The organism is Polaribacter sp. Q13, assembly GCF_016858305.2.
GTDB lineage: Bacteria > Bacteroidota > Bacteroidia > Flavobacteriales > Flavobacteriaceae > Polaribacter.
In genome coordinates this window covers 4,148,876-4,162,011 of the sequence record NZ_CP074436.1, presented here as the reverse complement: position 1 = coordinate 4,162,011, position 13,136 = coordinate 4,148,876, and the positions used below count along the sequence as shown (strand labels likewise).

The window sequence follows — 13,136 nt, the reverse complement described above, 5'->3', positions numbered from 1 at the left end:
TCATTTTGTCTATGAATTTTATTTAACATTTACTTTTAAATAAGTAAATGTTAAATAAGGTTAATAAAACATACTGCTTAGTATTTTTTATTAAATTCGAAAAATGTTACAGAAACTAAAATCGGAATCTACAAAACAATTAATACTCAATGAGTCTTATAAATTGTTTTATAAAAATGGTTTTAAAACAACAAGCATAGATAAAATAATGAAAGAAACAAAGCTTACAAAAGGAGCTTTTTATCATCATTATAAAAACAAAAGAGAGTTAGGCTTAGCTGTAATAAAATTAAAATTACAAGAAAGAGTTTATGATCTCATGATTTCTCCACTTTACACCTCTATTGATGCCATTGAACTTCTTAAACTAACTTTTTTAGATAAAATTAAATCATTTTCTATAGAAGAAAAACAACAGGGTTGTCCAATGAATAATTTAATAAACGAAATTGGAGACTCAGAAAAAGTATACCAAACAGCTTTAAAAAGTATTATGGAAGAATGGAAACTTGCAGTAGTACAACTCATAGAAAGAGGTAAAAAAGAAAAAACAATTCAAACATCTATATCAAGCAAATCTGTTGCTGTTTATTTAATAAGTGCTTTTGAAGGTATTAGAGGCATCAGAAAAATATACGATAATGATGAAGTTGTAGATCAATATAGATTAGGATTATCGATGTATATAAATCAAATAAAAGCATAATTTTTTTTTACAATAAAAACATACCGATTAGTATCTTTTAAGATAGAAACGATAAAATTAAAGAAATGAAATTAGCAAACAAAGTAGTTATTGTAACAGGTGCATCTAAAGGAATAGGTAAAGAAATAGCACTACTATTAGCTAAAAATAAAGCGAAAGTAATTGTTAATTATGCGAATAGTGAAGCAGAAGCAAATGAGACCGTTAGTACTATTATTACCAACGGAGGGCAAGCATTTGCTATAAAAGCAGATGTTAGTAAAAGAAAAGAAGTTACTTTCCTTTTTGATAAAACCATAGAAATTTATGGCAAAATAGATGTATTAGTCAACAATGCAGGTGTTATGAATTCTAAAAAACTAAAAGATAACACAGAAGAAGATTTTGATACTCATTTTAATGTAAATGTTAAAGGACTTTTTAACACATTTCAGGAAGCAGAAAGCAAACTTGCAGATAATGGAAGTATTATAAATATTTCTTCTAGCACCGTAAAACTAATGTTACCAACATACGCTATTTACTCTGCAACCAAGGCTGCTGTAGAACAAATGACACGTGTATTTTCTAAAGAAATTGGTAGAGGCATTTCTGTAAACGCCCTGGCTCCAGGCCCTACAGAAACAACCTTATTTTTAAAAGGAAAGTCGCCAGAATTTATTAAAACATTAAGTGCCATGAACGCTTTTAACCGCTTGGCAAAACCTATTGATATAGCTCGTGTAGTTTTGTTTTTGGCTAGCGATGAATCTCAATGGATTTCCGGACAAGTTATTGGCGCAAACGGAGCAATGGTATAAAATATTTAAAATTCATTAATTAGTCCCCCACTTTTTAATTCAATTGGCTGCTTATTTTGTTCAAACAAACGAGCAGTCAATTTCCCTCTTAAAAAAACAGCATCATTAGCAACTTCTAGCCAACTTCCTTCTCGCAAACCTAAAACCGGAGTATCATTAAATACATGAAACTCTTTTATACGAGTGTCCCTAGTTTCGCCCATGTGAGTAGAACCTTCAATTGGATCTAAATAATGCGCATTTATATTAAAAGGAATACAGCCCAAAGTTGTAAAACTCGGTGGATATACAATTGGCATATCATTGGTATTCTTCATATTTACACCACAAATATTACTTCCGGCACTTGTGCCTAAATATGGGGTACCATTATCTATAATTTCTTTTAAAACAATTAAAACCTCATTTTTGTATAATTGATTTACCAACTCAAATGTGTTTCCTCCTCCTGTAAAAATTGCTTCAGAATTTTTAATTGCTTCTTTAGTATTCTCAAACTCATGAATCCCTTTTACATCAATATTAAGATTAGAAAAAGCTTTTTTGGCAATGGCAGTATAAGTGTCGTAAGAAATTCCACTTGGTCTTGCATACGGAATAAATAATAGTTCTTTTACTCCTTTAAAGTGTAATTTTAGAGTAGGTAATAAATATTCTAAATAAGTACTTCCATGTACTGTAGATGTACTAGCAATAATCATTTTTTTCATATACCAAAAATAAGAATTTTAAGCGTTCTTTTAACACAAGTTTACAATTCTCTTAATAGAGTTTTATGACACTTTACGACGTTCTTTGTAAGAATGAAAAAATTGTTAGCCATATTCACTTTTCTTATTAGCATTCCTATTTTAGAGGCTCAAGAAAAAAGGACTTTTATTACAGGTACAACTGTTTTAGATAGTTTGGCTATTGCAGATGTACATATTGTAAATAAAAACTCTAACATTGGTACGATTACCAACGATCATGGTTTTTTTGAAATACCTGTTAAAATTGGAGATACCTTATTTTACTCTCATTTAAAATACAAACACAAACAAATTGTAATTACAGATAACATAATTTCTGCTAGAAACTTAAACATTCAACTAGAAGAAAATACCGTTGTTTTAAAAGAAATTGTACTAGAAAAACAAGAAAGTATTTTTTATAGAGATCCAGAAATAACAACTTATAAAGGACCTGTTGTAAATGCAGCAAAACTGAATTTACCTTATGCAAATACCACTATAAATGAAGATAAATCTCTTGTAAAATTCCGCTCTGGTACTTCCATCAATTTAGGCAATTTAATAAATACTATTAACGGAAATAAGAAAAGAGAAAAACTGCTAAAGGAAATGGCTTTAGAAGATACTGAACTAGAAAAAATTAGGAAACATTTTACTGATGACTTTTTTATTACAGACTTAAAAATTCAAAAAGTTTATATAAATCAATTTCTAAATTATTGCATCGATAAAAATATAATTCGTATTTTTAAAAGAGATAATAAATTAGATGTACTAAAATTATTAATGAAGGAAAGTAAACTTTTTCCTCGCAAAATAGTAAATGAAGATTTATATTTAACCGATCATTAGCACCACTCAATGGAAAAAAAACTATTTCAACTTTTTTTATTTTTTACAACCCTAACTTCTTTGGCCCAAGAAAGACAAACGTTAATAGCTGGAAGAGTTTTGGACTCTTTGGGCGTTGTTAAAAGAGCAAATATCATCAACTTAAAAACAAATCAAGGTACTTTTTCTTTTGATGATGGTCGTTTTCAAATTCATGTTTCTTTGGGCGATTCTTTAAGGTTTTCTACGATACAACACGTTACCCAAATAATAACCATCAATAAAGAAATAATAGATAACAAAGCCCTAATAGTAAGACTAAAATTTAATACGTATGTTCTGGATGAATTTGAATTAAAAAGAAATAATTTAACTGGTAAATTGGCTTTAGATGTTAAAAACATACCTACTGAAGAAAAGTATGCTTTATTAAAAAGCAATATGGATTTTTCTAATGTAGATTTTTCTATAGTAGACCATAGAATAGACGCTAATGATAGAGTAAAATCTACCCCAGTAAATACCGTTGCTAATTCTTATTCTGGCATTAATGCAGGAGGACTCATACAGGGCCTGTTTTCTTCTAAGAAATTTGAAAAATCACAATTACTTGATGAAAAATTCGATCGTAAAAAAGCATTTAGAAACAAAATACTATCAGAACTTGGAGAAGATTTTTTCTTTGAAAAATTAAAAATACCGAAAGAAAAATATTTTCATTTTTTAGACTATTGTGATTATTTAGATCTCGATAAAATATATAACGAAAATAAAATTTTAAAACTGATAGAAATATTTCAGAAAGAAAGTATCCCATATTTAAAAATCCTAAAAGAAGAATAAGTTAAAAATGTATGGTAAAAAGACTGCTTCCACTTTTTATACTCTTCATAACTTTTACTTCTTTATCACAAGAAACAAAAATATTGCTTTCTGGCAAAGTTACCGACTCTTTGGGTGCAGTTCAAAATGCCAATATCATTAATCTCGAAAAAAAACAAGGTACTTTTTCTTTTGATGATGGCCATTTTAAAATCTATGCTTCTGAAGGAGATTCTTTACAAATTTCAACAATACAATACACTACCCGAAAAATAATTATTAGCAAAGAAATAATCGATTCAAAAACATTAACGATTAAACTAAAACGACATACGTATGTTTTAGATGCTTTCGATTTAAAAAGAAATAATTTAACAGGAAGTATAAGTATCGATTTAAAAGAAGTACCAACAGACAGAAGAGATTCTTTATTACAAAATACGTTAGATTTTTCTAAAATTGATTTTAAAATAGTAGACACTAGAATTGATGAGAACTTAAGAATGAAACCTCCCATTGTAAATACGGTTGCTAATTCATTTTCTGGAGGTGGCGGTAGCACTTCAATTCCTTTTAAATTTAAAGACCTAATATTAAAGAGAGAGTTAAACCGTAAAAAAGGGGTCCCTAATAAAATACTATCAGAACTTGGTGAACAGTTTTTCTTTGAAGAGTTAAAAATTCCTAAAAAAATTACAATCATTTTTCAGAATACTGCAATCCTTTAGGCATAGAACAGCTACATAAAGAAAACAAGGTTTTAGAACTTATAAAAATCTTTCAGAAAGAAAGTATTCCGTATTTAAAAATCATAAAAAAAGAGTAATTTGGCGCAATAATTGTTTTAATATCAATATGAATTCTAAAAAAACTTTTTTACTTTTATTTATAATTCCATTGCTCTCCTTCTCTGCTCACAAGTATTATTTAAGCTTAACTCAGATTGAATACAGAAACGAAAAACAAGTTGTACAAATAACAATTAATGTTTTTATTGATGATATAGAAGATGCTTTAAACAAGAAATATAATATAGACTTACAATTAGACACAAAAAAGGAATTAAAAGACAATGATGTTTATTTTATAAAATATTTAAACGAAAAATTGCATTTAAAAATTGATACTGTTTCTAAGAACTTTAATTATATTGGTAAAGAATATGATGGAGATTTAGTGTATTTTTATTTGGAAATTGAAGATGTAAAACAAGTGCATACTATAGAAATTACCAATAAAATTTTAACTAACCACTTTCCTCAACAACAAAATTTAATTAAGTCTAAAGTTGGTGAAAAACACAAAAGTATTTTACTAAATGCTAAAAACGATAAAGGTTTGTTAAAATTTTAACTCTTTTTAACTTTTTTAACTACTTATCCTTAATTTGTACGCTAATTCAATTCAGGTACAAATGAAAAAAATTACATTACTACTAATTAGTGTTTTTTTTATTGGGACAAATATATTTGCCCAAGAAAAAAATATTACCCAGCAAGGTCATATCAATCAGAATAAGTTTAAACAACTTAAAGACGAATTAGCAACTCCTAATAGTCAAAGAACTGCTTCTGGAGCACCTGGTGTAAATTATACACAACAGAAAGTAGATTATGTAATGGATATTATTTTAGATGACAACAATCAAAAAATAACGGGTAAAGAAACTATTATATATCATAATAATTCTAAAGATACATTAACTTATTTATGGGTGCAGTTAGATCAGAATATGAGAGCAGCAGATTCTAAAACGCCAGATATTCAACCAAATAAAATTTCTAAATCCTTATCTAAAAGTAGCTTTAATCGTAGTTTTCCAGAAACACCTTTTAAGGGTGGTTTTAATATTACGAGTGTATCAAACATTAATGGCAGTAAATTATCATACACCATTAACCAAACAATGATGCGTATTAATTTGCCACAACCTTTGGCTGCTGGAGCAACTTTTTCTTTTAAAGTAAGTTGGTGGTACAATATTAATAATCATAGAACTCAAGGTGGTAGATCTGGTTTTGAACATTTTACAGAAAATAATAACAACAATTATGTAATTGCACAATTTTATCCAAGAATGTGCGTGTATGACAACATAGAAGGATGGCAAAATGGTCAGTTTTGGGGAAGAAGTGAATTTGCATTAGAATTTGGAGATTTTACCGTAAATATCACAATCCCTAAAGACCACATGTTAGGTGCAACAGGTATTTTACAAAACGAAAGTGAAGTTTTTACAAAAACAGAATTAAAAAGATTAGCAAAAGCTAGACAAACTTTTGACAATCCTGTTGTTATTCGCACTCAAAAAGAGGCTACAAAAATTGAAAAAAGCAAATCTAAAGAAACCAAAACCTGGAAATTTGTTGCTAAAAATGTTAGAGATTACGCTTTTGCATCTTCAAGAAAATTTATTTGGGATGCTATGGCAGTAGACATTAACGGTAAAACGGTAATGGCATATTCTTTATATTCTAAAGAAGCAAATCCTTTATATGGCAAACATTCTACTAGAGCAGTAGCGCAAACCTTAAAAACATATTCTAAATATACTTTTGATTACCCGTACCACAAAGCAATTTCTGTAGATGGACAAATGGGAATGGAATACCCACAAATTTGTTTTAACCCAGGAAGACCAGATGCAGATGGTACGTATTCTGACAGAGTGAAATACAGAATGATAAAAGTAGTTATTCATGAAGTTGGTCATAACTTTTTTCCGATGATTGTAAATTCTGATGAAAGACAATGGACTTGGATGGATGAAGGACTAAACTCTTATGTAGAAATGCAAGCAGAATTAGAATATGATAAAGATTTTCCTATTACAAGAGGCTATCCTAAAAATATTGTAAAATATATGGCTGGAGATCAATCTAAGATTGCACCTATTATGACCAAAGGAGATAATGTGTATGAATTTGGTAACAATGCGTATGCCAAACCAGCTACCGCTCTATGGATTTTAAGAGAAACTATTATGGGAAAAGAATTGTTTGACCATGCTTTTAGAACCTACTCGAAACGTTGGATGTTTAAACACCCAACACCTGCAGATTTCTTTAGAACTATGGAAGATGCCTCTGGTGTAGATTTAGATTGGTTTTGGAGAGGTTGGTTTTACACTACAGATGTAACTGATATTGGCATTAAAAGTGTAAGAAAATACTACACAAAAGCAAATGGAGATAATGTAGATTTTATTGAAGATACCACAGAAGGCTTAGGTTTTGGAGCTGCGAAAAACAAAAAATCTAAATTTCATTATGAAATTACCTATAACAAACCAGGTGGATTAGTAATGCCAATTATTGTACAATTTAATTATACAGATGGTACAACTGAAAGAAAAGTATATCCGGCACAAATTTGGAGACTTAATGATCAAGAAATCACCAAAGTTTTTTCTTCTAACAAAGAAGTTTCTAAAATTATTATAGACCCTAATTTAGAAACCGCCGATGTAGATACCTCTAACAATAGCTGGCCAAAAGAACAAAGTAATAAGTTCGAAAAATTCAAAAGCAAAATAAAGGGATAACCATAATTTTTAACCAAAAAAAAGCGATACATCAACATATCGCTTTTTCTTATAAAAGTTTGTTAATTTTTTAACATTTCCCCACCTATCTATACACTAATCACTAATTTTATCCACAATTAAATTCAAATTAAATCAAATGAAAAAACTCTCTTTACTGATGTTTTCTCTATTTTTTGTTGCAACAGGTATTTTTGCTCAAGAAAAAAAAGAAGAAAACAGCGCTCCACAAGGGCACACAGACCAAAACAAATTTAGACAACTAAAAGATGTTTTGGCAACTCCTAATGATCAACACACAGCCTCTGGTGCTCCTGGAAGTCAATACAGTCAACAAAAAGTTGATTATGTAATGGACATTCGTTTAGAAGAAAGTACTAATAAGATTTACGGTGATGAAACAATTACATATCACAACAATTCTAAAGATCAATTAGAATATTTATGGGTACAGTTAGACCAAAACATGAGAGCAGACGACTCTAAAACCCCATTAGCTAAATCTACAGGTGCTTCACCTTTTATTAGTCCGGATAAGTTTAAAAGTACTTTTATGGAAGAAGGAAAAGGCTTTGGTTTTCATATCGAAAAAGTAGAAAGTAATGGTAAACCTTTATCACACTTTATAAACAGCACCATGATGCGTATTAATTTACCAACACCTTTGGCTTCTGGAGATACTTTTAAATTTAGCATAAAATGGAATTACAAAATTAACGACATCAACAAAGATGGTGGACGTTCTGGTTTAGAAACTTTTCCTGACGGAAACAATAATTATACAATTGCTCAATTTTTTCCAAGATTAGCCGTGTATAACAACGTAGAAGGATGGCAAAATATGCAATTCTGGGGTCGTAGTGAATTTGCTTTAGAATTTGGAGACTATGAAGTAAACTTAACAGTGCCTGCTGATCATATTGTAGATGCAACTGGAGTTTTACAAAACGAAAAAAATGTATTATCTAAAACACAACGTAAACGTTGGGAACAAGCAAGAACATCTTATGACAAACCCGTTATAATTGTAACGCAAGCGGAAGCTGAAAAAGCAGAAAAAGGACGTGCTAAAAATACAAAAACGTGGAAATTTAAAGCAGAAAAAGTAAGAGACTTTGCATTTGCATCTTCTAGAAAATACATCTGGGATGCCATGGCAACCAAAATAAATGGTAAAACGGTAATGGCTGTTTCTTTATATCCTAAAGAAGGAAACCCTTTATGGGAAGAGCACTCTACAAGGGCTGTTGCACATACATTAATTGAATATTCTAAATTAACATTCGATTACCCGTATCCTAAAGCTATTTCTGTTCATTCGCAAAGACAAGGAATGGAATATCCTATGATTTGTTTCAACTTTGGGCGTCCAGAACCAGATGGAACGTATTCTGACAGAACTAAAAAAGGAATGTTAGGTGTAATTATACATGAAGTAGGCCACAACTTTTTTCCTATGATTGTAAATTCTGATGAAAGACAATGGACTTGGATGGATGAAGGATTAAACTCTTTTGTTGAAATTTTAGCAGAGTACAGTTATGATTATGACTTATTTGCAAGTAACCCAGCAAAAGAAATTACAAGATATATGAGCGGAGACCAAAGTAACATCTCTCCGATTATGTCTCAAGGAGATTATGTAAAACAATTTGGCCCTAACGCTTATACAAAACCTGCGGCGGCTTTATATATTTTACGTACAACGATTATGGGACCAGAATTGTTTGACCATGCATTTAGAACTTATTCTAAACGTTGGATGTTTAAACACCCTACTCCTGCAGATTTCTTTAGATCTATGGAAGATGCATCTGCGATGGACTTAGACTGGTTTTGGAGAGGTTGGTTTTATACCACAGATGTAAATGACATTGCTATTAAAACAGTAAAACCTTTATTTTTAACAGACAAGCCTAACGAAAGAGTTGCAAAACTAAAAGAACAATACAAGCAATATTTTGATGGTTTAGGAGACTTAGTTTACATTACCGATAAAAAAGAAGATGCCAATCCTAAAGCAATGGATGCGTATGCAGAAGGTAAAGAAGTACCTTCTTTTATTTATTCTGTAGAGTTTGAAAAACAAGGAGGACTAATAATGCCACTAATTATAGAGTTAACCTATGCAGATGGTACTACTGAAAAACAAACATTTCCGGCTCAAATATGGATGAAAAATGATACTGTTAAAAGAGTATTTGCATCAAGTCAAGAAATTAAAAGTATCACCGTAGATCCAGATTTTGAAACAGCAGATGTAGATACCTCTAACAATAGCTGGCCTAAGAAAGAATCTAATGCCTTTGATAAATTTAAAAACAAAGTAAAACAATAAATTACTTACTGTTTTCTTACACTAAAAGCCTCACGTTTGTGTGGCTTTTTTTATGCTGATAATTCTTATAATAAAACTCATTAAACATTTTACTATAATTGTTTATTATGCAATTATTTTAAAGCCAATTGTAAGAAAAAACGGCTCATCATATATAACCATAAAAAATAAATTTAATTTCCTTAAAAAAATCGTTTTAAAACGCAAGGACTGCAATCTTAAAATTATAAACTAACCTCCTATTTTAGCATTAAATTAGGATTTTTTATAAGGCTATTTCAGCATAAAAAATTAATTTAGCTAACACATTTAAATAATCACACAATCTAAATATAATAACCACATGAAAATAAATAATATCTTAGAAGGCATTGGGAATACACCCGTTGTAAGATTGGCAAAATTATTTCCAAACGCAAATGTTTGGATGAAACTAGAAAAAGCGAATCCAGGTGGAAGTATAAAAGACAGAATTGCATTGGCAATGATTGAAGATGCTGAAAGTAAAAACCTTATTAATAAAGATACCGAAATCATAGAGCCAACCTCTGGTAACACTGGTGTTGGTTTAGCCATGGTTGCAGCGGTAAAAAACTTAAAACTTACCCTTGTAATGCCCGAATCTATGTCTATAGAAAGACGTGCATTAATGAAAGCTTATGGAGCAAATCTTGTGCTTACTCCAAAAGAACTTGGTTTGGGAGGTACTATTACAAAGGCAAACGAAATGGTAGCAGAAAATAAAAATGCGTGGATGCCATCTCAATTTACAAACCCAGCAAACCCAAAAATACACCATGAAACAACTGCTCAAGAAGTGGTTAATGATTTTCCAGAAGGTTTAGATTACTTAATTACAGGAGTTGGAACTGGTGGACATATTACTGGTATGGCTGAAGTTTTAAAAGAAAAATTTCCAAGTATAAAAGTATTGGCTGTAGAACCTAGCGGCTCTGCTATTATTTCTGGAGGAGAACCAGGACCTCATAAATTACAAGGAATTGGCCCAGGGTTTTTTCCTGAAACTTTCAATAGAAATATAATTGATGGTGCTGTTAAAATAACAAATGAAGAAGCATTTGCAGAGGTTAGAAACATTGCAAAAACGGAAGGAATTTTAGTAGGTATTTCTACAGGAGCCTCTTTAGCTGCTGTTAGAAAACAACTACCAACATTACAAGGAGAAGAAATCATATTAACTATGAATTACGATACAGGAGAACGTTACCTTTCTGTAGAAGGTCTTTTAACAGATTAAAAAAATACAATTATTATTATTAAAAAAGCCTCACAAATTGTGAGGCTTTTTTTAAATCTAAAATTACACCAGATTCTTATATTCTAATAAATTGAAATACTGAAACTATTTCTGTATCACAAGATTATGTCTTATTTTAATGAGTAAGGTTTATTTAAAAAATGAATCTACAAATTCATGTTTATTAAACACTTGTAAATCATCAATTCCTTCTCCTACTCCAATATATTTTACAGGTATTTTAAATTGATCTGAAATACCAATAACAACACCACCTTTTGCTGTACCATCTAATTTAGTAACTGCTAAAGAAGTAACTTCTGTAGCCAAAGTAAATTGTTTAGCTTGCTCAAAGGCATTCTGACCTGTAGAACCATCTAAAACTAATAATACATCATGTGGAGAATTGTCAACCACTTTTTGCATTACACGTTTTATCTTCGTTAACTCATTCATTAAATTAACCTTATTATGTAAACGACCTGCAGTGTCTATAATTACAACATCTGCCTCTTGATTTACTGCAGATTTTAAGGTATCAAAAGCAACAGAAGCAGGATCAGATCCCATTTCTTGACGTACAATTGGTACATCTGTTCTGTCTGCCCAAACTTGTAATTGGTCTATGGCTGCTGCTCTAAAAGTATCGGCTGCTCCTAAAACAACTTTTAATCCTTGTTTTTTAAATTGTGCTGCTAACTTACCAATAGTAGTTGTTTTACCAACTCCATTTACACCAACTACCATTAAGACATAAGGCATTTTATTACCGTCTTTATCTTTAGGTATTTCCGGAATTACAAATTCGGTTTCGTTACCTACATTGGTTTCAGAAAGTAAGCCTGCAATTTCTTCGCGCAGAATTCTATTTAACTCATCTGTACCAACATATTTGTCTTTGGCAACTCTAGCTTCTATTCTTTCAATAACCTTAAGAGTTGTATCTACACCAACATCTGAAGCTACTAAAATTTCTTCTAAGTTATCTAAAACCGCGTCATCTACTTTAGATTTACCCGCAACTGCTTTTGTTAATTTACCAAAGAAACTTTCTTTAGACTTTTCTAACCCCTTGTCTAAGGTTTCTTTTTTTTCTTTTGAAAATATTTTTTTAAAAAAACTCATTTTTATCTTTTATACTATAATAGCAATACGTTAAAAAACGTGCCATTTATTGGGTTTGGTCAAATTGTCACTAAATAAGCTTGCGTTAGCGATTGAAATGGCATCCTTTTCTCTTAAAAAGCAACTTATTTACTTATTAGTAAAAGGTTTTCATTAAAACACAAAATTATCTTAACTATAACAGCATAAGAAAAGATACAATGTAAAGCGCGACCTTTTTAGGTAACGCCCAAAAATACGGAATTATAAGACGCAAAAAAAACTACTTTCTAAATTAGAAAGTAGTTTTATATATTTTATATAGTAAATATTACTTTTTTGCTAAAAATGCATCTACTTTTGATGGATCCATAATTGCTTCTACGAAAGTATACGCTCCAGATTTTGGAGATTTTACCATTTTGATAGCTTTACTTAATCTTTTTGAAGATGTTTGTAACGATGCTACTGTTTTTTTTGCCATTGTCTAAGTTTTTTAAATCTATGTGCTCTATTCTGAGTTCTAGATAGTTTAATTATTTAATTTCTTTGTGAACAGTCATTTTCTTTAAGATAGGATTGAATTTTTTAATTTCCATTCTATCTGGAGTGTTCTTTTTGTTCTTTGTTGTAATGTATCTAGAAGTACCTGCTTTACCAGAAGCTTTATGCTCTGTGCATTCTAAAATTACCTGAACTCTGTTTCCTTTTTTTGCCATCTGTATAAAATTTTAAATCGCTTAAGCTTATTTAGTTAAAAATCCGTTAGCTCTCGCTTCTTTTATAACTGTAGAAATTCCTTTCTTGTTAATATTTTTTAATGCAGAAGCAGATACTTTTAATGTTATCCATTTATCTTCTTCTGGGATATAAAAACGCTTGGTCATTAGATTAGCGTCAAACTTTCTCTTAGTTCTATTTAAAGCGTGAGATACATTGTTCCCAACCATTGCTTTTTTACCTGTTAATTCACAAACTCTAGACATCTTTTCGACAGTA

14 protein-coding genes are annotated in these 13,136 nt (G+C 30.3%); 9 read left to right on the top strand and 5 right to left on the bottom strand.

Annotated elements, in window-relative coordinates; translation table 11 throughout:
- The first annotated feature begins 103 nt into the window (after window positions 1-103).
- Window positions 104-706 (top strand): TetR/AcrR family transcriptional regulator, encoded by a 603-nt coding sequence (locus JOP69_RS17635; RefSeq protein ID WP_203393562.1) that lies wholly within the window; start codon window positions 104-106, stop codon window positions 704-706.
- Between the two features lie 65 nt (window positions 707-771).
- A complete protein-coding gene (locus JOP69_RS17630; RefSeq protein WP_203393563.1) occupies window positions 772-1,506 on the top strand; it encodes an SDR family oxidoreductase in 735 nt (244 codons plus the stop codon).
- 5 nt (window positions 1,507-1,511) lie between these two features.
- Here the strand turns inward: JOP69_RS17630 and pepE are convergent, their stop codons facing one another.
- Entirely contained in the window at window positions 1,512-2,216 is a 705-nt protein-coding gene (gene pepE / locus JOP69_RS17625; RefSeq protein ID WP_203393564.1) for a dipeptidase PepE, read from the bottom strand.
- Window positions 2,217-2,309: 93 nt separating this feature from the next.
- On the opposite strand from pepE, the gene JOP69_RS17620 reads away from it, so the two are divergent.
- The 7 genes from JOP69_RS17620 to cysK all read left to right on the top strand — a co-directional run bounded on the left by JOP69_RS17620 (window position 2,310) and on the right by cysK (window position 11,033).
- Window positions 2,310-3,092, top strand: coding sequence for a carboxypeptidase-like regulatory domain-containing protein (locus JOP69_RS17620; RefSeq protein WP_203393565.1), 783 nt, complete (start codon window positions 2,310-2,312; stop codon window positions 3,090-3,092).
- Window positions 3,093-3,101: 9 nt separating this feature from the next.
- Complete coding sequence (locus tag JOP69_RS17615) at window positions 3,102-3,914, top strand: hypothetical protein (protein WP_203393566.1); 813 nt, start codon at window positions 3,102-3,104, stop codon at window positions 3,912-3,914.
- 11 nt (window positions 3,915-3,925) lie between these two features.
- The gene (locus JOP69_RS17610; RefSeq protein WP_252191142.1) at window positions 3,926-4,621 is read left to right on the top strand and encodes a hypothetical protein; all 696 of its coding nucleotides are present in this window, start codon (window positions 3,926-3,928) and stop codon (window positions 4,619-4,621) included.
- A gap of 127 nt (window positions 4,622-4,748) precedes the next feature.
- Complete coding sequence (locus JOP69_RS17605; RefSeq protein ID WP_203393567.1) at window positions 4,749-5,246, top strand: DUF6702 family protein; 498 nt, start codon at window positions 4,749-4,751, stop codon at window positions 5,244-5,246.
- Window positions 5,247-5,307: 61 nt separating this feature from the next.
- Complete coding sequence (locus tag JOP69_RS17600; RefSeq protein WP_203393568.1) at window positions 5,308-7,437, top strand: M1 family metallopeptidase; 2,130 nt, start codon at window positions 5,308-5,310, stop codon at window positions 7,435-7,437.
- Between the two features lie 139 nt (window positions 7,438-7,576).
- The gene (locus JOP69_RS17595) at window positions 7,577-9,775 is read left to right on the top strand and encodes a M1 family metallopeptidase (RefSeq protein WP_203393569.1); all 2,199 of its coding nucleotides are present in this window, start codon (window positions 7,577-7,579) and stop codon (window positions 9,773-9,775) included.
- Window positions 9,776-10,118: 343 nt separating this feature from the next.
- Window positions 10,119-11,033, top strand: a complete 915-nt coding sequence (gene cysK / locus JOP69_RS17590) for a cysteine synthase A (protein ID WP_203393570.1) — start codon at window positions 10,119-10,121, stop codon at window positions 11,031-11,033.
- Between the two features lie 150 nt (window positions 11,034-11,183).
- Here cysK and ftsY read toward each other — a convergent pair whose 3' ends face one another.
- From ftsY to rpmB, 4 genes are all read right to left on the bottom strand, one after another.
- The gene (ftsY, locus tag JOP69_RS17585) at window positions 11,184-12,158 is read right to left on the bottom strand and encodes a signal recognition particle-docking protein FtsY (RefSeq protein ID WP_203393571.1); all 975 of its coding nucleotides are present in this window, start codon (window positions 12,156-12,158) and stop codon (window positions 11,184-11,186) included.
- Window positions 12,159-12,468: 310 nt separating this feature from the next.
- Complete coding sequence (locus JOP69_RS17580) at window positions 12,469-12,621, bottom strand: DUF4295 domain-containing protein (RefSeq protein ID WP_203393572.1); 153 nt, start codon at window positions 12,619-12,621, stop codon at window positions 12,469-12,471.
- Between the two features lie 52 nt (window positions 12,622-12,673).
- The gene (gene rpmG, locus JOP69_RS17575; RefSeq protein ID WP_068449915.1) at window positions 12,674-12,856 is read right to left on the bottom strand and encodes a 50S ribosomal protein L33; all 183 of its coding nucleotides are present in this window, start codon (window positions 12,854-12,856) and stop codon (window positions 12,674-12,676) included.
- 27 nt (window positions 12,857-12,883) lie between these two features.
- Window positions 12,884-13,123, bottom strand: a complete 240-nt coding sequence (rpmB, locus tag JOP69_RS17570; RefSeq protein ID WP_105049176.1) for a 50S ribosomal protein L28 — start codon at window positions 13,121-13,123, stop codon at window positions 12,884-12,886.
- Window positions 13,124-13,136 lie beyond the last annotated feature (13 nt).

Bases quoted from the DNA above. Each gene is read 5' to 3' on its own strand.
- JOP69_RS17635 (WP_203393562.1), top strand. From the start codon at position 104: ATGTTACAGAAACTAAAATCGGAATCTACAAAACAATTAATACTCAAT.
- JOP69_RS17630 (WP_203393563.1), top strand. From the start codon at position 772: ATGAAATTAGCAAACAAAGTAGTTATTGTAACAGGTGCATCTAAAGGA.
- pepE (WP_203393564.1), bottom strand. From the start codon at position 2,216: ATGAAAAAAATGATTATTGCTAGTACATCTACAGTACATGGAAGTACT.
- JOP69_RS17620 (WP_203393565.1), top strand. From the start codon at position 2,310: ATGAAAAAATTGTTAGCCATATTCACTTTTCTTATTAGCATTCCTATT.
- JOP69_RS17615 (WP_203393566.1), top strand. From the start codon at position 3,102: ATGGAAAAAAAACTATTTCAACTTTTTTTATTTTTTACAACCCTAACT.
- JOP69_RS17610 (WP_252191142.1), top strand. From the start codon at position 3,926: ATGGTAAAAAGACTGCTTCCACTTTTTATACTCTTCATAACTTTTACT.
- JOP69_RS17605 (WP_203393567.1), top strand. From the start codon at position 4,749: ATGAATTCTAAAAAAACTTTTTTACTTTTATTTATAATTCCATTGCTC.
- JOP69_RS17600 (WP_203393568.1), top strand. From the start codon at position 5,308: ATGAAAAAAATTACATTACTACTAATTAGTGTTTTTTTTATTGGGACA.
- JOP69_RS17595 (WP_203393569.1), top strand. From the start codon at position 7,577: ATGAAAAAACTCTCTTTACTGATGTTTTCTCTATTTTTTGTTGCAACA.
- cysK (WP_203393570.1), top strand. From the start codon at position 10,119: ATGAAAATAAATAATATCTTAGAAGGCATTGGGAATACACCCGTTGTA.
- ftsY (WP_203393571.1), bottom strand. From the start codon at position 12,158: ATGAGTTTTTTTAAAAAAATATTTTCAAAAGAAAAAAAAGAAACCTTA.
- JOP69_RS17580 (WP_203393572.1), bottom strand. From the start codon at position 12,621: ATGGCAAAAAAAACAGTAGCATCGTTACAAACATCTTCAAAAAGATTA.
- rpmG (WP_068449915.1), bottom strand. From the start codon at position 12,856: ATGGCAAAAAAAGGAAACAGAGTTCAGGTAATTTTAGAATGCACAGAG.
- rpmB (WP_105049176.1), bottom strand. From the start codon at position 13,123: ATGTCTAGAGTTTGTGAATTAACAGGTAAAAAAGCAATGGTTGGGAAC.